Here is a 22,374-nt window from a genome sequence, read left to right as displayed (position 1 = left end):
CAGCTTAAATGAAGAGCCCGGCAGGATTGCTGCCGGGCTTGATTTTAACCGTATCGATTATTCGCCGCCATACACGTCGAAATCGAAATATTTGTCGTTGATTTCCTTGTATTTGCCATTGGCGCGGATCGCCTTGATGGCAGCGGAAAACTTGTCTGCAAGGTCGGTTTCGCCCTTGCGAACGGCAATGCCTGCGCCCTGACCATAGATTTCCGGAATGGCAGGGAAGGTGCCGAGGATCTTGCAGCAAGCGCCATCTTCGGATTTTACCCATTCGTCCAGCACGACAACGTCGTCGGTCACACCGTCGAGGCGGCCAGCTTCCAGATCGAGTTTATATTCATCAGACGTCGGGTAAAGCTTCAGCTCGGTGTCTGGCAGTTTCTGTTCTGCAAAGTTGGAGTGCGTCGTGGAAGACTGTGCACCGATCACCAAACCCTTGAGTTCTTCAGCAGCCGCAGGCAGATCGGCAGGATCGATTGCAGCCAGCTCGGAATCTTTAGGCACAGCCAGTGCACCCGGGGTGTTGTAGTATTTTTCGGAGAAGTCGACCTTTTTCAGGCGATCCGGGGTGATGGACATGGAAGCGATCACCGCATCGAATTTACCAGCGATCAGAGCAGGGATCATGCCATCCCAATCCTGTACGACGAATTCGCAATCAACCTTCATTTCATCGCAAAGCGCATTGGCCATGTCGATGTCGAAGCCGATCAGCTTGCCATCAGCGGTCAGTTCGTTGAACGGAGGATAGGCACCTTCGGTACCGATGAGAACCTTGTCTGCAGCCTGCGCGCCACCAGCAACCATCATGAATGCGGTCGCTGCAATAGCAATTTTGTTCAATAGACGCATAATATTTTCCCTCTTGCATATTGTATAAAGATAAGACCGTCGGCATTCCCGATGGGTCATACAATATCGAGCCTATATATAGGCCTCTCTGGATTGGGCGGTGACTTGCCGCTTGGGGCGCATATTCCCATTATTTTGCTGGATTTGACAACAGGCAATCCGGGGAAAACGGTTTGATAACCAAATTTTGCCCAAATATTAGACGTCTCCGGAATATTGGTGCGTTTGCGCGATCTTTTACGAAACGATGTGTTGTATAGGTCTGGTTATTCTTCAAACAGAAATGGTTCTGCACGGATGGCTATAAAGCGTAAGTTGCGGGATAGTATAAAAAATGGGCAATTACAGAGCGGGGAAAAAAGGATCAGGCAGCAGTATGGCCGTCAGTTTGATAGTCTGTAGGAGTAAGGCAGCAATTTGCCGGGAGAAGTAGGCTCCCGGCAAATGCGATATTGGCTTATTCGCCACCATACACGTCGAAATCAAAGTATTTATCATTGATTTCTTTGTATTTTCCATTTTTGCGAATTGCAGCGATGGCATCCGTGAATTTGTCGGCCAGATCCGTGTTGCCCTTCTTGACGGCAATACCGGCGCCTTCGCCGTTGATCTTCGGATCCGGCGTCAACTGCATCAGGATTTTGCAGCAGTCGCCATCTTCGGATTTGACCCAATCGGAAAGCACGACACTGTCATCGATTACAGCATCGACACGACCAGATTGCAGCTCCATCTTATACTCATCTGGCGTGGGGTAGAGTTTCAGATCGATATCCGGAATTTTCTGCTCGGCATAGTCAGCATGGGTCGTGGATACTTGCGCACCAATGGTGAGACCTTCCAGTTCGCCAACATCCTTGCCTTCAAGACCGCTGTCTTTCAGAACTGCAATTCCCGGAGGGGTGTTGTAGTATTTCTTGGAGAAATCGACCTTCTTCAGGCGGTCCGGTGTGATAGACATGGACGCGACAACAGCGTCGATTTTTCCGGAGATGAGAGCGGGAATCATGCCGTCCCAATCCTGAATGACAAATTCGCAATCAGCTTTCATCTCGGCACAAAGGGCGTTGGAGATATCAACGTCAAAGCCGGACAATTCGCCAGCAGATGAAAGCTGGTTGAATGGAGGGTAGGCGCCATCAATACCGATGCGGACCTTTTCAGCAGCTGAGGCGGCGCCACAGGCCATCATGGCAGCCGCGGCGGCAATTGCAAACTTTGCAGTGAGTTTCATGTTGATTGTCCCATTTCGAAGTCGAAAAAATCGGCGAGACGGTCGAACGGATTGACCTTAAGGGCTTCAAGGCTCCCCCGCCCAAATTGAAAGGCCATGGAATGCCAGTCTCGCATGGGCGTAGTCTTCGTCCAATCAGGCTGCGAGAACAATTAAAAATTTCTGTTGCGCGGGTATCCAGAAAGGAATTTCGGCGAAATGCCAATTGGCAGGCGAATATGGTGTCGGATTGCCGGTTTTGATGCAAAATGTCACTTAGACAACGGAGCTATAGGTCCATCATGTTGATAATAAAATCAGCAATGCCCTCGACATCATCAAGAGCAAACAGAGGCAAGCCCTCTGGCGCGCCAAGAGTCTGGGGCGTGTCGCTCGCAACAGCGGTGATGAAATGATCTTCCGGCGCAATCGGGTCGGTCTTCATCGACTCGGTACGCCTTACTTCAATTTTGGGAAAAGGCTCTGTTTTATAGCCCTCAACCAACACGAGATCACAAGGTTCAAGGCGGGCCAGAACGTCGCTCAAGAGAGGCTCCTGCTCATCCTTGCATTCATGCATGATTGCCCAGCGGGTGCCTGCTGCGACGAGAGCGACTTCGCCTGACCCAGCTTCTCGATGACGGAAACTGTCCGTGCCTTCCTTGTCGATGTCACATTTGTGATGGGCATGCTTGACCGATGAAATCTTGAACCCTCGTTCAGTCAGGGTCTTGATGAGAGCGATAGCGAGCGTGGTTTTGCCTGAATTTTTCCAGCCGGTAACGCCGAAAATCTTGTGACCATGAGTGTCCATCTGGGCAGTGTCCTTGAAAAGAATGTCCGAAGCGACCTGAAATGAAGAGAAAAGCGCGTCTATGCGCTCCTTATTGTCTCTGCATGTTTCAAATCGTCTGGATGATTGATGTTGAAGAATGGGTCTATCATGTGGGAGCCGATTGGCAGCGGGGCAAAATCACAATAGACGCAATGTTGTTGCTCTGCCCATAGTCTCATTTTCCTATTTCCTGCCAAGAGAAATGTCTCCAGTGCATCGGCGCTAGAGACAGGCCACAGGCCGAATGTGGGGTGCAGTCCGTTATCTGTGCGGGCAATCACCGGTCTTGTTCCTTGTTCGGGCAGAAGAGTGAGGAAACGGGTGAGTAGTTCGTCGGGGAAAAAGGGCGTATCCACGGCAACGCTCAATACAAGATCTCCTGCGCCTTCTGTCTGTGCCCATCGCATGGCCGCAAGAATTCCGGCCAAAGGTCCGACAAATCCTTCGACAGGGTCAGAAACGACCTCATACCCACGAGGAAATGCGGCGGACCCTTTCGGAGCGCTGATGAGAATGTGATCCGCTTGTCCTGTAAGGCGATCAACTGTGTTTTGAATGAGTGATTTGCCATTGAGGGACAAAAGGGCTTTGTTGGCCCCTTGCATGCGCTGCGATTGACCGCCGGCAAGAATAACGGCCACAGTTGACTGGTGTTGAGTCTTCATTGTTTCAAGCGTTTCATGGAATCTGAAGCATCAATAGCGGTAAGAAGTCTACATGATTTGCAACTGCGAAGAGAAGTCAAATCCTCATGAATGCGAACCAAAGAGGGTGCGCTTGTGCGCTCATAAAACCGTATGCCTAAAAATATGAGCTTTTCAGGCGACTTATTCGCGCAGTTGTCGGTTATCGCCCTTGACGGATGGTCCAAACCGTTCCAGCAATGGGGAACTGACAATTTCAAACCAGACGAGATAATGTGTTGTGTTTTGGAAAAACAAGAGTGATCAATCGGTGACCGAAGACAAAATCCTTGAAATACTGAAACAATTGAAACCGGCGCCGAATGCGCAGGATATCGTGTCGGCGGGCATGGTGTCTGATATCATCATCAAGGACGGGGCCGTGATGTTCTCTATCTCGGTGCCAGCCGAGCAGGCTGATAGCTTTGAGCCGTTGCGTGAACGGGCTGAGGCCGTAGTCGCTTCGCTGGATGGTGTCAAGAAAGCCATGGTGGTGTTGACCGCCGAACGTGCTCCGGGCGCAGGGCAGGGAAACGCAACGGCTGCTCCCCAACGCCCAACGCCCAAAAAGCCACCACAAGGGGGGGGTAAAATTGATATCGCTGGCGTGAAACAGATCATTGCCGTTTCCTCGGCAAAGGGCGGAGTTGGCAAATCCACAACGGCAGTCAATCTTGCTTTGGCGCTACAGGCCAATGGCCTGAAGGTCGGCATTCTGGATGCCGACATTTATGGGCCGTCCATTCCGCGGCTTCTGAAAATATCTGAAAAGCCAACGGCTGTTCCAAATTCGCGCCGTATGTATCCGATCAAGGCTTACGGCCTGATGGCCATGTCTATCGGACTTCTGGTTGATCCGGACACCCCAATGGTTTGGCGCGGGCCGATGGCCGTCTCGGCCCTTACTCAGATGATCCGCGATGTGAATTGGGACATGGAAGGAGAGCTCGATGTGCTCGTCGTTGACATGCCTCCTGGAACTGGTGACATTCAGCTGACCATGGCCCAGCAGGTGCCGCTAAGTGGTTCCGTCATCGTTTCCACTCCGCAGGATCTGGCCCTCATCGATGCCCGCAAGGGAATTGCCATGTTTCAGAAGGTGAATATTCCCATTCTCGGGATCGTGGAGAATATGAGCTATTTTGCTTGTCCGACCTGCGGTTCGCGTCATGACATCTTCGGCCATGGTGGCGCTCGTTCAACCGCCAGGGAAATCGGCGTTCCGTTCCTTGGAGAGATCCCGTTGCACATGGATATTCGCGAGCGTTCCGACGCTGGCGATCCGGTGATCGTCTCCGAACCCGAAAGCGATCATACTGCGATCTATCTTTCCATAGCCAACGACATGATGAAGGGGCTGGCCGGAGCATCCAAGCCTGCACCAGCCATTGTCGTCGAATAAGTCGAATAGCAAGCCCGCGCGTTGTTTCATAACGTGAGATGATGCGCGGCTTCAAATCTGCCGTGGTTGGAAAGAGTGGTCTTCGTGCTGCGTGATGGCCCCGTTACAAGCCGCTCCGCCAGAAGCTCCAAAGCCCCTATTCAAATTCTGTCCGCGTAGCGACGAGGTGATCTTTCGCCTCGTCTTTTTCTTGGTTTCGCCGCATGCGCGATACCTGCCGTTCGCGTTGAATCGTATAGATGCCCGACCCCAGAATAAGAATGATGCCGAACCATGTGAGCATATCGGGAATGTCGCCCCAAATGAGATAGCCATAAATCAGTGCAATCGGCATGGAGACATAGCGGAAGGAGGAAACAACAGACACCTCCCCATTCTGCATGGCGATGGAAACATAATATTGGCCAAGCGTGAGAAAGGCTGCGGCCATGAACAGATAGAACAGATTTTCAGGATTTGGCGGCAGCCAACCGGCATCACCCCCGACGTAAAACTGAATGAGCGCCAGGATACCGCCGCCGATCGTGGATACGAGCATGGTTGTGAAGGTCACAATCCAGAGCGAGATATGCGGCTTGATCTGGCGAGTGATGAGATCTCGGGTGGCGGCAAACAGCACCGCGCCAACGGCAAAGAGCGAGAAGGCGTTAAAACTCTCAAGACCCGGGCGTACGATGGCCAGTACGCCAATAAAGCCAACCAACACGGCAAGCCAGCGCCGAATGCCAACCGTTTCTCCAAGAAACAGCGCTGCGGCTGCTGTGGTGGCAAGGGGAATAGCCTGCAAAACGGCATAGACATTGGCTAGAGGCATATATTTGAGCGCCACAAGGCAGCCGATTGCCGAGAATGTCTCACACACGCCGCGTAGCAGCAAAATCGGATCTGCGAATTGATGCATATAGCGCAACTGGCGCAGGAAAGCGCAGAAAATCAGCACAAGAATGGTGGCGAAAATACCCCTGAAAAAGAGCATTTGACCGGTCGTCAAGCTGTCGCCCACAAGCTTGTTGAAGGTATCGTTTGTGCCGAAGCAAAAGACCGAAACCTGCATGACGAGGATGCCATAGAGGTTGCCCCTATCGTCGCGCTGAGGTGCCCCTTTGGTGCTGCTGACAGCACCACTTTTCTGACCAATTGCCATGTGTGAGACTTTCGTGATGAAAACCGGCATGAAGGGCGCTGAAGAGAGCCCTTGAAGCTTCTAGCCGCCGGTTACTGACATGTGCCTGCCAATAGAGGGGCGATTGTTAAGTCTGTCAATAACAAAATCATGGCCCTTTGGCTTTCGCTCAATGGCATGATGGATTGCGTTGATAATCCCCGCATTGCTTTCAGAAGCCCTCAACGGAGCGCACAGGTCGGCGGCATCGTCCTGACCAAGACACATGAAGAGGGTGCCCGTGCAGGTGATCCTCACGCGGTTGCAGCTCTCGCAGAAATTATGGCTCAGCGGGGTGATAAAGCCAATGCGGCCTCCGGTCTCGCCAACAGTCACATAGCTTGCCGGTCCTCCGGTTTTGTGCGGCGAGGGCGATAGGGTCCAGCGCTGCGAAAGATCCTGTTTAACTTTGGAAAGCGGCAGATATTGATCGGTTCTATCCTGATCAATTTCGCCCATCGGCATGGTTTCTATAAAGGTGATGTCCATATTGCGCTCATGGCAAAAGTGGATCATGTCGTCAAATTCATCATCATTGACCCCTTTTAGGGCGACGACATTGAGCTTGATCTTGATCCCTTCCGCCAGAGCGGCGTCAATGCCGTCCATGACTTGCTGAAATCGACCCCAGCGGGTGATGGCGCGAAAGCGGTCTTCTCTAAGACTATCAAGGGATACATTGATCCTGCGAACGCCAGCGGCCGCCAGATCCTTGGCAAAACGGGAAAGCTGAGAGGCGTTGGTGGTCAGGGTCAATTCCTCAAGCGCGCCAGTTTCCAGATGACGCGACAGGGACGAGACAAGCGTCATGATGCCCTTGCGCACAAGAGGTTCGCCGCCTGTGAGCCGCAGCCGCTTGACGCCATGGTCTATGAAAACGGTGCTGAGCCGATCCAGCTCTTCCAATGTCAGGATTTCGGCCTTGGGCAGAAAATGCATATTCTCGGCCATGCAATAGACGCATCGAAAATCGCAACGGTCCGTAACGGACAGGCGCAGATAGGTAATTGTCCGGCCAAAGGGGTCGATCAACGGGGCTCCTGTCTGTCCTTCAGCGTCACTAAAGCGCATTGGCTCTTCCTTGCATTTAATTATGACTTGTCTCATCATGAATTGAGAAAACCGGATGTTGATACAACCCGCCCTTACAAGTCAATCGCAGAAACCATCAATTGCCAATCTTCAAAGCGCGTTTCACAAACAAGTGACGATGGACAGGCCCGGTCTTGCCCCGCACTGGCTTATTGCGCATGCTCTGATTGAACGAAATAAAAGGAACGCCACCATGACAAAGGCCTGGCCTACGGAAATCCGCCTGAAGAAGGACAAAAAAAGCCTGATAGTGGCTTTCGATGACGAAAGTGCCTACGAGTTTTCGGCTGAATTCCTGCGGGTTACTTCGCCAAGCGCTGAAGTGCAGGGCCATCACCCTTCGCAGAAAAAGACCATTGGCGGCAAGCGCGATGTTGAAATCATGAAGGTTGAACCTGTTGGAAATTATGCTGTGCGGCTGTTTTTTACCGATTTGCATGATTCTGGCTATTTCACTTGGGATTACTTCAAGGAATCAGGAGAAGCGATGGACGCGATCTGGGCCGAGTATCTGCAAGCGCTTGAAGCACAAGGGCTTGATCGCGGCTAGCAAAAGAGGAGTATCTCTTGCCTCTAGGAATGCTGCATAACAAACAACAAGTACCCTAAACAAAAAGCCGGCCCTTTAAAGGACCGGCTTTGAAATGTTTCAACCAAAAGGCATTATTGCCTGTATTACTGGTTTGCCTGAATGACATGCACCTTGGCGCCGACTTTAACGCGCTCATAAAGGTCAATCACATCTTCGTTGGCAAGTCGGATGCAGCCAGACGAAACGGCCTGCCCGATGCTCCATGGTTCGTTAGACCCGTGAATACGGTAAATCGTGGAGCCGATATACATGGCGCGCGCACCCAGAGGGTTGTTCGGGCCGCCTTTCATGTGAGCTGGCAGGTTCGGAACACGCTTGCGCATTGCAGGTGGAGGGGTCCAGCCTGGCCACTCAGCCTTGCGGCTCACGCGGTGGGTACCAGTCCACTGGAAGCCCGGGCGACCAACGCCGATTCCGTATTTCATGGCTTTGCCGTTGCCCATGATATAATAGAGGCGACGTTCTTTGGTATTGATGACAATGGTTCCTTCAGCCGATTTGGCAAAAGGGCCTGAATATTTGACGGTCTTGCGCTTGATGGGAGACTTGCCGCCATGGGCATAGCCATTGACGTCTTTCCAAGTCTGCGATTCCATGTCGAAATATTTGGAAGCGTTAGCACTTGTGACGGCTACAGCGAGGCCGAACAGAAGACTAGCACCAAGAGTGATCAGTTTTCTCATTATTTTGTCCCGAATTTAAAATGCCAAGCTTCGCGTCAACAGCCAATTAAACTGCCCCGGCTGAGCAAAGCCAAACGAAATTGTTGCCAAGAAAGCGTTACGGCTATTTTCTAAATATGAAGTGACCACGCAAGACTTTTTGAATTTGTTGCTATCACAATTTTGTTTATTTTTTAAAAGCACGCCCTTCTTGTGGTGCTTTTGCAACAGTTCAAGAGGTCTCCGGTGCCAAAAGGTGTTCTTTCTTGCGATAGTCATTTCCCTTTAGTGTATCAAACGAAGAGCGGGGTAATGGCGTATATCAGAAGTAGAAAATTGATTGATTCGTCGTGGAAAGCCCCCGTATCCGCTCGCTGTGATTCAAGGGATCAAATCAAACCTTTAGCCTTTAGAGTTATCTGGGTGGCCTCGTTCAAGTCATAACTTGATAACTCCTCGGGCGTTACCCAGGCGATGGCTTCAAATTCTTCATTGAATGCGACATCCCGGTTGGTCGCGTGGCAATCAAATATCAGATAGATCATGTAGATCTCTTCGGTTGAGCCGTCAGGATAGGTTTTTACGCGCGTATCATCGCGGAAGGTCCATGGTTTGACGCTGTCTATTGTGAGAGCCTCGCCCAGTTCTTCGCGAATCTCCCGGCGCAGGCCTTCCTCGATTGTTTCTCCCTCTTCCAATCCTCCTCCCGAAAGAGCCCATTGGCCCGGAAAGACTCCGCGATGAGACGGCATCTTACAGAGCAAATAGGCGCCATCATTTTCGATGAGTGGGCATAGAATGGTTCTCTTGCGCATGGCGAAAATCCTTTCACTAAATGTCACTGGGAAGAGGAAAAAGGAACGGGCCCGACCATGATAGGCCGGACCCGCGTGATTTGATAGTGTCAACTGACAGGGTAACGACAGCTCTACTTACAGATCGAGCTCTGCAAAGAAGTCATTGCCCTTGTCATCGACCACGATGAAGGCCGGGAAGTCTTCCACTTCAATGCGCCAGACAGCTTCCATGCCGAGTTCAGGATATTCGATGCATTCAACTTTCTTGATGCAGTCCTTAGCCAAGCGTGCAGCCGGTCCGCCAATGGAACCAAGATAGAAGCCACCATGTTCTTTACATGCGTTGGTGACAGCCTTGGAACGGTTGCCTTTTGCCAACATGATCATCGAGCCGCCGAAGGACTGGAATTGATCAACGAAGCTGTCCATACGGCCAGCCGTGGTTGGGCCGAAGGAACCGGAGGCATAGTTGGACGGGGTCTTGGCCGGGCCTGCATAATAAACCGGATGGTTTTTCAGATATTCAGGCATCGGCTCGCCAGCTTCAAGGCGTGCGCGGATCTTGGCATGAGCAAGGTCTCGGGCGACAATGAGCGGCCCACTCAGGCTGAGGCGGGTCTTGACCGGATATTTGGTCAGAACAGCCAACTGCTCTGCCATTGGCTGGTTGAGGTCAACCTTGACGACTTCGCCACCCAAAGCTTCCTCATCAACTTCTGGCAGATACTGTGCCGGATTGGTTTCCAGCTCTTCGATGAAGATGCCGTCTTTGGTGATCTTGCCTTTGCACTGGCGGTCAGCCGAGCAGGAAACGCCGATGGAAATCGGCAGGGATGCACCATGGCGAGGCAAGCGGATGACACGCACGTCATGGCAGAAATATTTGCCGCCAAACTGTGCGCCGATGCCGGTGCCGCGTGCGAGCTTCAGGATTTCTTCTTCCATTTCCAGATCGCGGAAGGCGTTTGCCATCTCGGATCCTTCGGTCGGAAGCTCATCATAATAGTGAGCAGAAGCGAGCTTGGTGGTTTTCAGGTTCAGCTCTGCAGACAGGCCGCCGATGGTGATGGCCAGATGGTATGGCGGGCAGGCAGCCGTGCCGAGCGTCTTGATCTTTTCTTCAAGGAAGGCAAGCAGACGATCTTTGGTCAGCAGGGAAGGGGTTCCCTGATACAGGAAGGTCTTGTTGGCCGAGCCGCCACCTTTCGCCATGAACAGGAATTTGTAGGCGTCTTCCCCTTCAGAGAAGATGTCGATCTGTGCTGGCAGGTTGTTGGCCGTGTTCTTTTCTTCGAACATGGTCAGCGGTGCAAGCTGGCTGTAGCGCAGGTTCTTCTTGTCGTAGGCGTCGAACACGCCCTGGCTCAGTGCGCCTTCTTCATCGCCTTCCACCCAGACATTCTTGCCTTTCTTGCCGACAACGATGCCTGTACCGGTGTCCTGACACATTGGCAAAACGCCCGCGGAAGAAATGCAGGCATTCTTGAGCAGGTCAAGCGCAACGAATTTGTCATTCTGGGTTGCTTCGTCATCTTCCAGAATCTTCTGCAATTGTGCCAGGTGATCCGGGCGTAGCAGATGGGCGATATCGATGAATGCCGTTTCGCTTAGAAGGCGGATGCCTTCTTCTTGGACCACAAGGACGTCCTTGCCCTTGAAAGACTCAACCGAAACATAGTCGGAGGTCAGTTTGCGATAAGTGGTTTCATCCTTTCCCATAGGAAAGAGCTTATATGCTTTAGTGCTCATTTTCGGTCCTTGTTTGCAGTTCCGATAACGGGTGGCCCACCCGCTTCCAAAATATGGAGATCTGATTGCATCAATTGGGAGAGCTGTCTTTGATCGGTGTCACCCTGATGCAAAGGAAATTCCGCAAATCAATGAGTGCAGGGCTTGAGGGCAAATTTCAAGTCCTTCTTATGGCAAATCCTGCGTCAAATTTTGTGCAGATCTTTCCACACAAGACCGTGTCCGACCTGTGGCAAATTGTTTTCTTGAAAAATTCGAATATAAGAAATAAATAATATACTAGATTTCCATGACGCGGATTCCCAACCGGTCCAAATCGCATTTTATGATCATTTCCAATTTAATCAGTGAGGAAAGAGAATGGCCAAGCAAACAGATTACGTCAGCACGCTCTTCAATAACGCAGACGACCCCAACAAAATCACGGTGGCTTATACCATGGGCGTGCAGGCCCTTGCTCAAGGTCATAGCGCTACCATCATGCTGATGGTGGATGCCGTGCATCTGGCCAAGAAGGGGGCTCTTGAAGGCATCGATATCGGTGCGCCGTTCCAGCCAGCACAGCCCCTGCAGGAAGCGTTTCTCAAAGAGGGTGGGCAAATTCTGGTCTGCAAGGCCTGTATGGTTCACAACGGCGTATCCGAGGATGAGATCGACGAACGCATGCAGGTAATAACGGCAGAAGAAGTGGTTCCCATGCTGATGGGTGCAAAGGGAAGCCTGCAGCTCACTTGATGCAACCATCGCAATAATTTTGACTGTCTTTTAAAGAAGGCCATCTCCCTTGAGATGGCCTTTATCTGTTTAGTCAGCACCGTAATTGGGAGTTCAGACACTTGACGTTACGCTCACCAACCACAAATGTAGGACAGGGACCGCACTCTTTTGACTGGACCGCCTGAATGGGTCGAAAGACAACCAACTGGCCTCACTTCTTGAAGCCATTTTACAATCATGTCCAATATTAAGGACGGGAGAGAATTATGAGCAATGTGCGCGTGGAAACCGATTCATTTGGCCCACTCGAAGTCCCTTCAGATAAATATTATGGAGCGCAAACCGCGCGTTCCCTGATCAACTTTCCGATCGGCGAAGAAACCATGCCAGCGCCCATCGTGCGCGCTCTTGGTATTATCAAGCTTTCGGCAGCTCGAGCCAATCTCGCACTCGACAACATGGAACCCAAAATAGGGAGCGCCATCATCAGTGCCGCTGAAGAAGTGGCCGAGGGCAAATTGAACGATCACTTCCCGCTGTCCGTATGGCAAACAGGCTCGGGCACTCAATCCAACATGAATGCCAATGAAGTGATCTCCAACCGCGCCATTGAAATTCTGGGTGGAGAACTGGGCTCGAAAACGCCTGTACATCCCAACGACCACTGCAACCGAAGCCAATCATCCAACGATACGTTCCCCACGGCGATGCATATTGCGACCGCTGAGGAAATCAGCAACAGCCTGATACCGGCTCTGGAAAAGCTCCACGCAGCATTGGCCGAGAAATCCGATGCCTTCAAGGACATTATCAAAATTGGGCGAACCCATTTGCAAGACGCAACGCCCCTTACGCTCGGGCAGGAATTCTCCGGCTATTCGGCGATGGTGGAAAATGGCATTCGCCGTGTTTCCAGCGCCTTGCCAGCGCTTCACGCTCTCGCCCAAGGGGGCACAGCCGTTGGCACTGGGCTGAATGCCAAAATTGGTTTTGCGGAGAAGTTTGCAGAAGAAGTCGCTAATTTTACCGGGCTTCCCTTTGTCACCGCACCAAACAAGTTTGAAGCATTGGCCACCCATGACGCCATGGTGGAAGCTCACGCCATGCTGAACACGCTCGCTGCCAGCCTGTTCAAGATTGCGAGTGATATTCGACTGCTTGGTTCTGGTCCAAGGTCAGGTCTGGGCGAGATTTCCCTGCCGGAAAATGAGCCGGGGTCATCCATCATGCCAGGCAAAGTCAACCCGACCCAGTGTGAGGCTATGACCATGGTTTGTACTCAGGTGATGGGGAACAACGCCGCCGTCGCAATGGCTGGCTCGCAGGGGCATTTTGAGCTAAACGTTTTCAAACCGATCATCGCCTACAACACAATCCAGTCGATCCGGTTGCTTGCCGACGCGGCCCATAGTTTCACTGACAAATGTGTGGTCGGGATCACTGCGAATGAAGACCAGATCGGCGCTTTAATGCAGCGGTCCTTGATGCTTGTAACCGCACTTGCCCCCCATATCGGCTATGATAACGCCACCAAGATCGCCAAAACGGCGCATAAGAATGGCACGACCCTCAAGGAGGAGGCTGTGAATCTGGGCTTTGTTTCAGAAGACGATTATGACAAATGGGTGCGTCCTGAAAAGATGATCGCACCACAATAAGTGCGTGCAGAGCCCTAAAGGCATGTGGAAACTCGTCTCCGTTTCCTCTGCAATATGCTGAAAAATCAATCAAACTCCCGATATTTGTGCAGTCGGTCGCCGAACCGACTGCTTTTATCGGGAGGAGTTGGCCGGGCTTGGCCCTAATTGGATATTTTATGTCATTTTTGCTCGACCAGATCGAAACTCTCATGATAGCGTTTTGAAAAGAGACCTATTCAGAAAACGGCCAATCCATGAAAATGCGCCGTAACCTCGATTTGGAACCAGCCAAATGGCTCGAATAGAAAGACGAACCACAACCAGCATTGTGGCTGACGAACTTAGAAATCGCATTCTCAATGGCGACATCAAAGAAGGTGCTCAGGTCCGACAGGAAGCTGTGGCGCATGAATTGGGTGTCAGCCGTATTCCTGTGCGTGAAGCACTCAGGCTGCTTGAAGCCGAAGGGTTGATAACGCTTGTCTCCCACAAGGGAGCTGAGGTGACGCGGCTTGAACCTTCCGAGATTGAGGAATTGTTTGAGATCAGAACCATGCTTGAAGTGTGGCTGTTCGAGCATTCGATCCCCGCGATCACCCAGGAAGACTTTGCCGAGGCGCAAGAGGCACTTGATGCCATGCGTCATGCGCCTGTCAAGGAGTGGGGGCCGCTCAATTGGCAGTTTCACAGTTCCCTTTACAGGGCCGCCAACAAGCCCACCACGCTCAAGCTTCTTAAGCGCGTGCATGACAATGCTGATCGATATGTACGCCTTCAGCTAACGCTCTCAAAGGATGCTCAGGAGCGGGCGCATCAACAGCACCAAGCTATGATAGATGCTGCCCACATGAAAGACACCTATCTTGCTGGCCGATTGTTGTCCGATCACATAAACAATGTGAAGGGACAGATCATTGCCACGGTTGCGGCTATGCGGGAGTAGGAGAAGGCGATCCGGTCAACCAGACGCTCTTAATGAGACAAGTCCCGCAAAGCCTGCGGGATTTGGGAAAAGGCGTCCAGCACCAGATCTGCTCCCAGCTCGTCTGACGGGATTGCCGTGTAGCCATAGCGCATGACTATGACAGGGATTCCTGCCGCGCGCGCTGCTTCCACATCTGCCATGCTATCACCAATCAGGATGGATTCCTCGGTAATGCCTCCAGCGCGGTTGATGGCAGAAAAAATGTGATCGGGATGCGGTTTCTTGTTGGGCACGGTGTCAGAGCCACAAATGGAACTGAAATAGTGGGAAACTCCGATCTGTTCCAGCAGATCCAAAGACAGATTTTCGGTTTTGTTGGTGCACACGCTCATGCGTATGCCATTGCTCTTGAAGTCTTCCAGCACAGTGTCAACGCCGGGAAAAAGGGTGCTGTTCTTGCAGATATTCTCGCTGTAATGGGCAAGGAACTGTGCATGCGCCAAATCCAGAGCGTCCTCTGAGAGCGTCTTTCCATAATGGGCAAAGCTGCGTTCGATGGTAATCCTTGCGCCAAAACCAACGGTGTTCCTTACCTTTTGAACAGAGAAGGGCGCCAGATTATGCTGGGAAAGAACATGATTGAGGGCTCCCGTGAGATCAGGAGCCGTGTCGACAAGTGTCCCATCGAGATCAAACAAAACGCAGGAAAAACGGCTATCAGTCATTATCTATCTTTCGTACAACAGGTTGACGTCGGCGGCCGGATATTCCGCCTTAATTTCAAGTGACATATTGGATCTGTCGGATCGAATCAAATAGTCAAAAAATGCGAGCGAGACTAGAATAGACTTCAAATCCCTTCCATGACATAGCTGCAAGCCCCTTTGGGGCACTTGGCGTGATGCTGGCGGCATGATATGAGCGGGGCAGGGTAAAATATTCATTGGGCAGGGCCACTTGCTCAACTACCCCGGGTGGAGCCAAGCCGCTGTTTGGGAGATTTATGGCAGTGGGCCCGATTACCTTAGAGATAAGACAGTAAAATCATGAGTGAACAGCTGAAAAGACAGGCAGCGGCTGCTGCATTGGAATTTGTTGAAGATGGCATGAAGCTTGGTATCGGTACCGGCTCGACCGCTCTTCACTTTGTTGAGCTTTTGGGGGAGAAAGTGGCTGCCGGTATGAAAATCATCGGAGTGCCCACATCTGAACGCACCGCTGAATTGTGCAAGAAAAACGGCGTACCACTCACCACGCTGGAAGAAACCCCGCAGCTAGATCTTACGGTTGATGGCGCCGATGAAATCGACCCGAAGATGCGCCTCATCAAAGGCGGCGGCGGAGCTCTCCTGCGTGAGAAGATCGTTGCTTCGGCTTCCAAAAACATGATCGTCATCGCCGACAAAACCAAGATTGTCGATGCGCTTGGCGTCTTTCCGCTGCCTATCGAAGTCATGCCATTCGGGCTTGGTTCTACCATGATTGCGCTGGAAGATGTCTGTAAGCGGTTTGGCATGCAGGGCTCACTGACCCAGCGGAAAGCCGCAGACGGCACGAATTTCGTCACAGATGGTCAGCATTTCATTATTGATGCAACATTTGGCCGTATTTCCGATGTAGAGGGACTGGACACGGCATTGCGTGCGATCCCGGGTGTGGTAGAAACCGGATTGTTCGTTGGTATAGCCTCTAAAGCAGTTGTTGCTGGCGAAGACGGTGTGTCGATCATAGACCCCGTTAGTTAAAGCACACGAATTTGATTATCATAGGATTTTCGCAAAAGGACTGAAACATGAAAAAAACTGCCCTTGCTACCATGCTCTCTGCTGCTGTGATTTGCGCAGGCATGTCTGCTTCGGCTTTCGCCCAGGATGCCAACGCGCAGGCTGAAAGCACAACGGAACAGTCAACACAGGTGGTTGATACCCATATGCAGGCCGCAATCGACGTCGTCGAACAGACCGGTACAGTTCCTCCGTTCGAAGACACCCTGAAGCAAATCGTGCTGAATTCCAAACGTTGGCTGATCCGCGAAAATCCGTCTGCTGAAAAGGACGTCATTGCAACGGTCGACGAGATTTCCAAGCAGTATGAAGATCAACGCCCTCAATTGGTGCGGTCCATCGCTGTTGCATGGACACGTTATTTGAAAGAAGACGAACTGAATGAAGTTCTGGCCTTCTTTAAAACGCCAGCTGGACAGAAATTTGCGAACTATCAGCCACGTATTCTCGGTGAATCCGTACGCGGTGTTCAGGAATTTTCGGCAATCCTGACGAATATTATCGTCAAATCTGCCAAGGAAGAACTGAACAAGAAAGGCTATAAATTCTCCGAATAGGATGTTCGGAAATTCGGCCCTTGAAATCAAAAGGTGCAAATCCGTTGGGTTTGCGCCTTTTTTGTTTTCTCTCGCATCGTGAGGGGACGGCGATGGCATCACGCATGATCAACATTTTTTTGATGCGGTGAAATGCGAATTATTTTCAAATTCACTCTTTCAATCTTGGCGTGTCTGCTTATCTTCAAAACCAGATGACTATATCGCACCGGGTAGAGAAAAGCTGCCACCCATATCCGCACCAAACGCGCAGGGTGGCCATTTTGTTATGAGGCATGGAAATGAGTGAATTTGATTATGATCTGTTTGTGATTGGGGCGGGCTCCGGTGGCGTACGTGCCGCCCGTATGGCTGCTACCTATGGTGCGAAGGTTGCGGTCGCCGAGGAATATCGGGTCGGAGGGACGTGCGTTATTCGGGGGTGTGTTCCCAAAAAACTGATGGTTTATGCGTCCAAATTCGCTCATGAATTTGAAGATGCCGCAGGCTTTGGCTGGACCGTTGGGGAAACATCCTTCGACTGGAAAACGCTCATCGAGCGCAAGGATGCCGAGATCACGCGCCTCAATGGTCTCTATATCAAGAATCTCGAGCGCCATGATGTGGAAGTCATCCAGTCACGTGCCGAAATTCAGGCTCCGCACCGCATTTGGCTGGCTGGTGAAGAACGTCACGTGACGGCCAAATATATTCTGGTTGCAACAGGTGGTCGCCCGAATATGCCGATGGATCTTTCTGGCGTGGAAAATCTCATCACCTCCAATGAGGTGTTCAATCTTGATAAAATGCCCGAGCGGATTGTTGTTGTCGGTGCGGGCTATATCGCGCTTGAATTTGCCGGTATTTTTAATGGTCTCGGCGCCGAGACAACTGTACTTTACCGTGGCGAGGAAATCTTGCGCGGCTTTGATGATGACGTCCGCGCGACCTTGCATGAAGAAATGGAAAATCGCGGCGTTCAAATTCTGACACATGACAATCTCGCTTCTGTCGAGCGCCATGATGAAGGCCTGACGGTAACAACAACCTCCGGCCGAACCCTTCAGGCCGATCAGGTTCTTTGCGCCATCGGGCGTTCGCCTTATACCACCGGCCTTGGTCTTGAAACTGTCGGCGTAGACCTTGCCAGCAACGGTGCGGTCAAGGTTGACGAGTATAACCGGACCAACATTGATCACATCTTCGCAGTGGGGGATGTGACCGATCGGGTCAATCTCACGCCGGTGGCCATTCGCGAGGGTGCCGCTTTGGCCGAGACCCTCTTTAATGACAATCCAACCACCACGGACTACGACAATATCGCAACGGCGGTCTTCACTCAGCCAGAAATTGGCACGGTCGGTCTGACAGAAGCCGAAGCCGTGAAGGTCTATGGCAATCTGGATGTCTATGTAGCCAAATTCCGGCCCATGAAAAACACTCTTGCTGGCAATGATGAGAAAATGCTCATGAAGGTCATTGTCGCGGCCGATAGTGATAAGGTGGTTGGCTGTCACATACTTGGGCCGGATGCTGGTGAGATGTCCCAATTGCTCGGTATTGCCATCAAGATGGGCGCCACCAAGGCGGACTTCGATGCAACCGTTGCTGTCCATCCGACAGCTGCGGAAGAGCTGGTCACCATGAAAGAGCCGACCCGCCGCCTACGCAAATAAAGTGGCCAGCGGTGAGATGGGAAACGATAAGAAAGCGAAAGGCGCAAGTCAGGGGGAACAAGCTCTGGATGCGTTGCCGCTTTCGATAAGACCCATCTTGCCCCACGATGTCGAGGCCGCCACCCTGTGCGGCCTTGAAGCCTGGCAGAGCACCATAAGGGGGTGTCTGGAGGCTTTCTCCCACGATCAGTTTATAGCATTGCAAGAAGCCTTCCGGCTCTACCTCTGTTCTTTTGCTTCCGGTGCTGTGGAGGCCGGGGAGCGAATCATCGTCGCAGAGTTGGACGGCGCGGTCCTCGGGTTTTGTGGCTATGATAACCACAAGGGCTATCTTTCAGATCTCTGGGTGTCACCTGTCTGGCAGGGTAAAGGGGTTGCGCAGGCACTTATGGATGAGGCGCGCAGCACGATGCTAGACCAAGGGCGCCGCTTTCTCACATTGGAAGTCCTCGCCCAAAATCATCGCGCCTTTGCCTTCTACAAAAAACAGGGCTTTGTTGAAACAAAACGGCGCGTGAAATATGATCCTGTCTTGAAAAGAAGACTCATGAAAATATGGATGATGCAGAGGCTGTGACTGGCGCTATGCCGCCGGGGAGCCGCCAATCCTGCTTCATTGTCCGCAATCTGGAAGAAAATCGTGACTTTGCAAGATGTCCTCGACAACCCCGAAGAATGGGTGGCCTATTTCGGCTATGGCTCTCTCGTCAATGACAAAACAAGAAATGCTGAAAGCTTCGGCGTTGCTGTAAGGCTGAAGGGCTATAAGCGCCACTGGTCCGTCTGGGAAGCAAGCCCGGAACGCAAGGCTCTCGGGCTGCACGGGGCCGTGGCCCTATCTGTGACGCCTTGTGCGGACGCCTATTGCGACGGGTTGCTTGTCTTTGATCGCAAAGAGCATCTCCCGCAGGTGGATCTGCGTGAAGCGCACTATACCCGCGTCCGGATCAAGACATATGATATGCAGAGTGAACTGGCTCTGACCGATCTCGTCGATTATTACATCTATGTTGGCCAACCGGCGCTGACCAATGCATCCGATCCGAAATTCCCGATTTTGCAGTCCTACATCGATGCCGTGATGCAAGGCTTTTTCGATAAATTCGGCGAGGCAGGTATTAAAAGATTCGTTGAAGAAACCGAGGGCTGGCATATTCCGGTTCTTGCAGACCGCCATCGTCCTATCTATCCGCGCAGTGTAACATTGCAACCCGAGGAAGAAGCGATGATTGATCGCTATGTGTCTATCAGTGGTGCGCCAATGGTCGGCATGGAGCAGATTGTCTGACTGGAAAGGGATGCGGCTCTGTCTCTAATCGAGTAATCCGGATTTTGAGGCACTGAACTTGCACAGAAAGCGTATGGTGACTTGGCGTGGCTGGAAAGGTACGTTAAAAGCTGTTTCTAAATCGGGCTTTGAAAGCTCTTTGACGATATGCACCCTTTGACGCAATTGCTTTGGTCTGGGCCAGTTTTCCAGCCGAGCGGCATTTGCCGGAAAAGAAAGGTAAAAGCCAGTGACGATCATCGATTCCATCCGCAAGAGCGTGGTTCCCATTCACCCTGAGGGGCACAAGTTCATTGCGATCTTCGCCGTGGCAACGGTCATTCTTGGATGGTTCGTGTCTGCCTTGTTCTGGATCGGCCTGTTTTTGACCCTCTGGTGCTGCTATTTCTTCCGCGATCCTGCGCGTGTGACGCCTCTCAAAAAGGGGCTCGTCATTTCCCCGGCAGATGGCATTGTTTCCGGAGTTGGCCTTGCCACACCTCCCAAGGAATTGGGGTTGAGCAACGAGCCGATGATGCGTGTTTCCGTTTTCATGAATGTGTTCAATGTTCATGTGAACCGGGCTCCCATCAAGGGCAAGGTCATGAAGGTGGCTTACAAGCCGGGCAAGTTTCTCAATGCAGAACTCGACAAGGCCAGCGAAGACAACGAGCGTAACAGCTTGATTCTTGATACGGAATATGGTCCGGTCGGAGTGACCCAGATTGCAGGGCTTGTGGCACGTCGTATTGTTTGCTGGTCCGAGGAGGGCGAAAACCTGCCTACAGGAGAACGCTTCGGTCTTATCCGTTTTGGCAGCCGCGTGGATGTTTATTTGCCTTCTCACATCGTGCCGATTGTTGTGGAAGGGCAAACAATGATTGCCGGTGAAACCATTCTCGCCAATATGGAAGGCGTGCAAGAGAGCATCGGCGCCCATAGAGAGCAATAAGGCTCGCAGACTGAATTTCTAACACGGCATGACGCTCAACAAGCCAAAGAGCAAGGTACTCACAACAAGAGGCATAACGCGAGAAGCTAATGGCAGACGATCAAGATCACGGCATCAACAATCCGTTTCAAGCGTTTGATCCGGATGAAAATCGGCCTAAACAGGGCTTCAAGGCCGTTCCTTTTCGCTTGATCGCTCCTAACCTTGTTACCCTTATGGCGCTATGCGCGGGCCTGACGGGTATTCGCATGGCAATTGACGGGCGCTTTGAAACCGCGCTGGTGTCAATTGCGGCCGCAGCCTTTCTTGATGGTATCGATGGGCGCGTGGCTCGCATGCTCAAGGGGCAGTCCCGCTTCGGTGCCGAGTTGGATTCTCTGACAGATTTCGTCAATTTCGGTGTCGCACCGGCTCTCATCCTGCATGTTTGGATCCTTCATGCCTTCCAGTCCATCGGCTGGATCGGATCTTTGCTCTTTGCCATAGCCATGGTTTTAAGGCTTGCGCGTTTCAACGTCGCTCTGGATGACAAAAACCAGCCTGCTTGGAAGAAGAATTTCTTCGTTGGCGTGCCTGCTCCAGCCGGAGCCCTATGTGTTCTAGCTCCGATTTATCTGGAACTGTCCGGCTTGCCGCATTCCGATCTTGCGGCGCCTATTGTGCTTGTCTATACGCTCTTCATCGCCATGCTGGTCGTCTCCACGGTGCCAAGCTATTCAGGCAAAACCGTCGGCCTGCGCATTCCGCGTGCCAATGTGTTGCCGCTCATCTTAGGCGTAGTGGCGTTTGTTGCCATCCTCTTTTCCTATCCGTGGATGACAATGACGGTGCTCGTTCTGATCTATCTGGCTTCGATTCCGTTTGCCCGTCGCGCTTGGTATCGCCATGACAGACAGATGCCGGAAGACAATCCGATCACGGACGGTATGGTCGCAGACGCAGATGATATGGATGACGACGACGACTGACCCTCAGTCCCGCAAGTCTTGAGAAATTCTGGAACTAAAAAGGCGCTTGCCCGCCTGGATAAAGCTGTGAAAGCGCCAGTTACTTTCTATCGCCTCGGTCTAATGAGGCACACTAATGGGGCGGCTAAAGCTCTTCGGCAACAGTCAGAAGCTTCTGCACAATTGTCATTGAGGCCGACGGGTTGTCCTTCAGCTTTTGTGCTGCTGTTTCTCGCAAGTTCAACAGGGCTGTCTCGACACTGAGTGGCAGAGACGTTGCGTTGGCCCCATGGCTTGGGTCTTCTTGCTTTGCGCGTGCCACCAATGCCTTAAGCTTTTCGATAATGCGATTGGCCTCGGCCCGATGTTCATCAAGAAAAGCCAGCCCTTCGGGTGTGATGGCGTAACGCTTTTTGTTGCCATCACTCTCAACCGCGCAATAGCCGGCTTCTTCAAGATAGGTAAGGGTAGGGTAAATAACCCCCGGGCTCGGCGCATAGAAGCTGTCGGTGAGTGCTTCCACTTCCTTGATGATGTCATAGCCATGGCGTGGCTCATGTTCGATAAGGGCCAGAGCCAACAGGCGAATGTCGCCATGGTTCAGGAAACGGCCACGACGTCGACCGCCTCCACCATTGCCAAAGCCTCGACCGCCGGAGTGACCACCACGGCCAGCTCCACGACCGCCCATGAAGCCGCCACGACCGGATGGATCTCCGGACGCTGCAAAGCCTTCTGGCCAACCATCGTTTCCGCGTCCCTTGCGTCCTCTTCCGCGCTGCATCATGGCTTGTTCTGGAAATTGGTGACCATGAGGCCCGCTGGCGTCGCAATCTCTGCGCCGTCCCTGTCTGCGACCTGAGGGAGAAAATTCTTCTGTAATCATTT

24 protein-coding genes are annotated in these 22,374 nt (G+C 52.1%); 12 read left to right on the top strand and 12 right to left on the bottom strand.

Annotated elements, in window-relative coordinates; genetic code table 11:
- Positions 1-57: 57 nt before the first annotated feature.
- The 4 genes from ACKPCT_RS07715 to mobA form a co-directional block, all read right to left on the bottom strand.
- Positions 58-855, bottom strand: coding sequence for an ABC transporter substrate-binding protein (locus ACKPCT_RS07715; protein ID WP_319568863.1), 798 nt, complete (start codon positions 853-855; stop codon positions 58-60).
- A 457-nt stretch (positions 856-1,312) separates the two neighbouring features.
- On the bottom strand, positions 1,313-2,089 hold the full coding sequence (locus tag ACKPCT_RS07710) for a transporter substrate-binding domain-containing protein (protein ID WP_090068700.1): 777 nt from the start codon (positions 2,087-2,089) through the stop codon (positions 1,313-1,315).
- Between the two features lie 268 nt (positions 2,090-2,357).
- Positions 2,358-2,882 carry a molybdopterin-guanine dinucleotide biosynthesis protein B gene (mobB, locus tag ACKPCT_RS07705; RefSeq protein ID WP_319568862.1) on the bottom strand — a complete coding sequence of 175 codons (525 nt, stop codon included), beginning with the start codon at positions 2,880-2,882 and terminating at the stop codon, positions 2,358-2,360.
- Between the two features lie 59 nt (positions 2,883-2,941).
- Positions 2,942-3,568, bottom strand: a complete 627-nt coding sequence (gene mobA, locus ACKPCT_RS07700; protein WP_319568861.1) for a molybdenum cofactor guanylyltransferase MobA — start codon at positions 3,566-3,568, stop codon at positions 2,942-2,944.
- Positions 3,569-3,857: 289 nt separating this feature from the next.
- Here mobA and apbC point away from each other — a divergent pair, with 289 nt between their 5' ends.
- Entirely contained in the window at positions 3,858-4,988 is a 1,131-nt protein-coding gene (apbC, locus tag ACKPCT_RS07695) for an iron-sulfur cluster carrier protein ApbC (protein WP_319568860.1), read from the top strand.
- A gap of 136 nt (positions 4,989-5,124) precedes the next feature.
- Here the strand turns inward: apbC and ACKPCT_RS07690 are convergent, their stop codons facing one another.
- Positions 5,125-6,132: a DMT family transporter gene (locus ACKPCT_RS07690; RefSeq protein WP_175527890.1), complete on the bottom strand. Its 1,008-nt coding sequence runs from the start codon at positions 6,130-6,132 to the stop codon at positions 5,125-5,127.
- Between the two features lie 60 nt (positions 6,133-6,192).
- Positions 6,193-7,221 (bottom strand): GTP 3',8-cyclase MoaA, encoded by a 1,029-nt coding sequence (moaA, locus tag ACKPCT_RS07685; RefSeq protein WP_319568859.1) that lies wholly within the window; start codon positions 7,219-7,221, stop codon positions 6,193-6,195.
- 214 nt (positions 7,222-7,435) lie between these two features.
- On the opposite strand from moaA, the gene ACKPCT_RS07680 reads away from it, so the two are divergent.
- Entirely contained in the window at positions 7,436-7,792 is a 357-nt protein-coding gene (locus ACKPCT_RS07680; protein WP_090068985.1) for a gamma-butyrobetaine hydroxylase-like domain-containing protein, read from the top strand.
- A gap of 125 nt (positions 7,793-7,917) precedes the next feature.
- Here the strand turns inward: ACKPCT_RS07680 and ACKPCT_RS07675 are convergent, their stop codons facing one another.
- The 3 genes from ACKPCT_RS07675 to ACKPCT_RS07665 all read right to left on the bottom strand — a co-directional run bounded on the left by ACKPCT_RS07675 (position 7,918) and on the right by ACKPCT_RS07665 (position 11,042).
- Positions 7,918-8,517, bottom strand: coding sequence for a L,D-transpeptidase (locus ACKPCT_RS07675; RefSeq protein WP_090068710.1), 600 nt, complete (start codon positions 8,515-8,517; stop codon positions 7,918-7,920).
- Positions 8,518-8,885: 368 nt separating this feature from the next.
- Positions 8,886-9,311, bottom strand: coding sequence for a nucleoside triphosphatase NudI (gene nudI / locus ACKPCT_RS07670; protein ID WP_319568858.1), 426 nt, complete (start codon positions 9,309-9,311; stop codon positions 8,886-8,888).
- A gap of 117 nt (positions 9,312-9,428) precedes the next feature.
- Positions 9,429-11,042, bottom strand: coding sequence for a fumarate hydratase (locus tag ACKPCT_RS07665; RefSeq protein WP_090068713.1), 1,614 nt, complete (start codon positions 11,040-11,042; stop codon positions 9,429-9,431).
- A gap of 360 nt (positions 11,043-11,402) precedes the next feature.
- Between ACKPCT_RS07665 and ACKPCT_RS07660 the strand changes: the two genes are divergently transcribed.
- The 3 genes from ACKPCT_RS07660 to ACKPCT_RS07650 all read left to right on the top strand — a co-directional run bounded on the left by ACKPCT_RS07660 (position 11,403) and on the right by ACKPCT_RS07650 (position 14,342).
- A complete protein-coding gene (locus ACKPCT_RS07660; RefSeq protein ID WP_090068715.1) occupies positions 11,403-11,777 on the top strand; it encodes a DsrE family protein in 375 nt (124 codons plus the stop codon).
- Positions 11,778-12,025: 248 nt separating this feature from the next.
- A complete protein-coding gene (fumC, locus tag ACKPCT_RS07655; protein WP_319568857.1) occupies positions 12,026-13,417 on the top strand; it encodes a class II fumarate hydratase in 1,392 nt (463 codons plus the stop codon).
- A 274-nt stretch (positions 13,418-13,691) separates the two neighbouring features.
- A complete protein-coding gene (locus ACKPCT_RS07650) occupies positions 13,692-14,342 on the top strand; it encodes a GntR family transcriptional regulator (RefSeq protein ID WP_090068719.1) in 651 nt (216 codons plus the stop codon).
- 29 nt (positions 14,343-14,371) lie between these two features.
- On the opposite strand, the gene gph is transcribed toward ACKPCT_RS07650, so the two are convergent.
- Positions 14,372-15,049 carry a phosphoglycolate phosphatase gene (gene gph, locus ACKPCT_RS07645; RefSeq protein ID WP_319568856.1) on the bottom strand — a complete coding sequence of 226 codons (678 nt, stop codon included), beginning with the start codon at positions 15,047-15,049 and terminating at the stop codon, positions 14,372-14,374.
- 321 nt (positions 15,050-15,370) lie between these two features.
- On the opposite strand from gph, the gene rpiA reads away from it, so the two are divergent.
- The 5 genes from rpiA to ACKPCT_RS07620 all read left to right on the top strand — a co-directional run bounded on the left by rpiA (position 15,371) and on the right by ACKPCT_RS07620 (position 19,608).
- Positions 15,371-16,069: a ribose-5-phosphate isomerase RpiA gene (rpiA, locus tag ACKPCT_RS07640; protein WP_407062694.1), complete on the top strand. Its 699-nt coding sequence runs from the start codon at positions 15,371-15,373 to the stop codon at positions 16,067-16,069.
- 47 nt (positions 16,070-16,116) lie between these two features.
- Positions 16,117-16,665, top strand: coding sequence for a DUF2059 domain-containing protein (locus ACKPCT_RS07635; protein ID WP_090068725.1), 549 nt, complete (start codon positions 16,117-16,119; stop codon positions 16,663-16,665).
- Positions 16,666-16,946: 281 nt separating this feature from the next.
- On the top strand, positions 16,947-18,320 hold the full coding sequence (gene gor / locus ACKPCT_RS07630) for a glutathione-disulfide reductase (RefSeq protein WP_319568855.1): 1,374 nt from the start codon (positions 16,947-16,949) through the stop codon (positions 18,318-18,320).
- Between the two features lies 1 nt (position 18,321).
- Positions 18,322-18,897 (top strand): GNAT family N-acetyltransferase, encoded by a 576-nt coding sequence (locus tag ACKPCT_RS07625; protein WP_319568854.1) that lies wholly within the window; start codon positions 18,322-18,324, stop codon positions 18,895-18,897.
- Positions 18,898-18,960: 63 nt separating this feature from the next.
- A complete protein-coding gene (locus tag ACKPCT_RS07620; protein ID WP_139229189.1) occupies positions 18,961-19,608 on the top strand; it encodes a gamma-glutamylcyclotransferase family protein in 648 nt (215 codons plus the stop codon).
- Between the two features lie 24 nt (positions 19,609-19,632).
- Here the strand turns inward: ACKPCT_RS07620 and ACKPCT_RS07615 are convergent, their stop codons facing one another.
- Positions 19,633-19,848 carry a hypothetical protein gene (locus tag ACKPCT_RS07615; RefSeq protein WP_319568853.1) on the bottom strand — a complete coding sequence of 72 codons (216 nt, stop codon included), beginning with the start codon at positions 19,846-19,848 and terminating at the stop codon, positions 19,633-19,635.
- On the opposite strand from ACKPCT_RS07615, the gene ACKPCT_RS07610 reads away from it, so the two are divergent.
- Together ACKPCT_RS07610 and ACKPCT_RS07605 are read left to right on the top strand one after the other, a co-directional pair.
- The gene (locus ACKPCT_RS07610; RefSeq protein WP_090068736.1) at positions 19,838-20,539 is read left to right on the top strand and encodes a phosphatidylserine decarboxylase; all 702 of its coding nucleotides are present in this window, start codon (positions 19,838-19,840) and stop codon (positions 20,537-20,539) included. The two genes, ACKPCT_RS07615 and ACKPCT_RS07610, sit on opposite strands and share 11 nt — an antisense overlap.
- A gap of 89 nt (positions 20,540-20,628) precedes the next feature.
- The gene (locus ACKPCT_RS07605) at positions 20,629-21,507 is read left to right on the top strand and encodes a CDP-alcohol phosphatidyltransferase family protein (protein ID WP_175527891.1); all 879 of its coding nucleotides are present in this window, start codon (positions 20,629-20,631) and stop codon (positions 21,505-21,507) included.
- Positions 21,508-21,631: 124 nt separating this feature from the next.
- Here ACKPCT_RS07605 and ACKPCT_RS07600 read toward each other — a convergent pair whose 3' ends face one another.
- Complete coding sequence (locus ACKPCT_RS07600; protein WP_319568852.1) at positions 21,632-22,372, bottom strand: PadR family transcriptional regulator; 741 nt, start codon at positions 22,370-22,372, stop codon at positions 21,632-21,634.
- Positions 22,373-22,374 lie beyond the last annotated feature (2 nt).

The organism is Cohaesibacter marisflavi (genome assembly GCF_963665895.2).
Classification (GTDB): domain Bacteria; phylum Pseudomonadota; class Alphaproteobacteria; order Rhizobiales; family Cohaesibacteraceae; genus Cohaesibacter; species Cohaesibacter marisflavi.
Note: the sequence above shows the minus strand (reverse complement) of the source record. Positions and strands in the feature narration are given on the sequence as shown.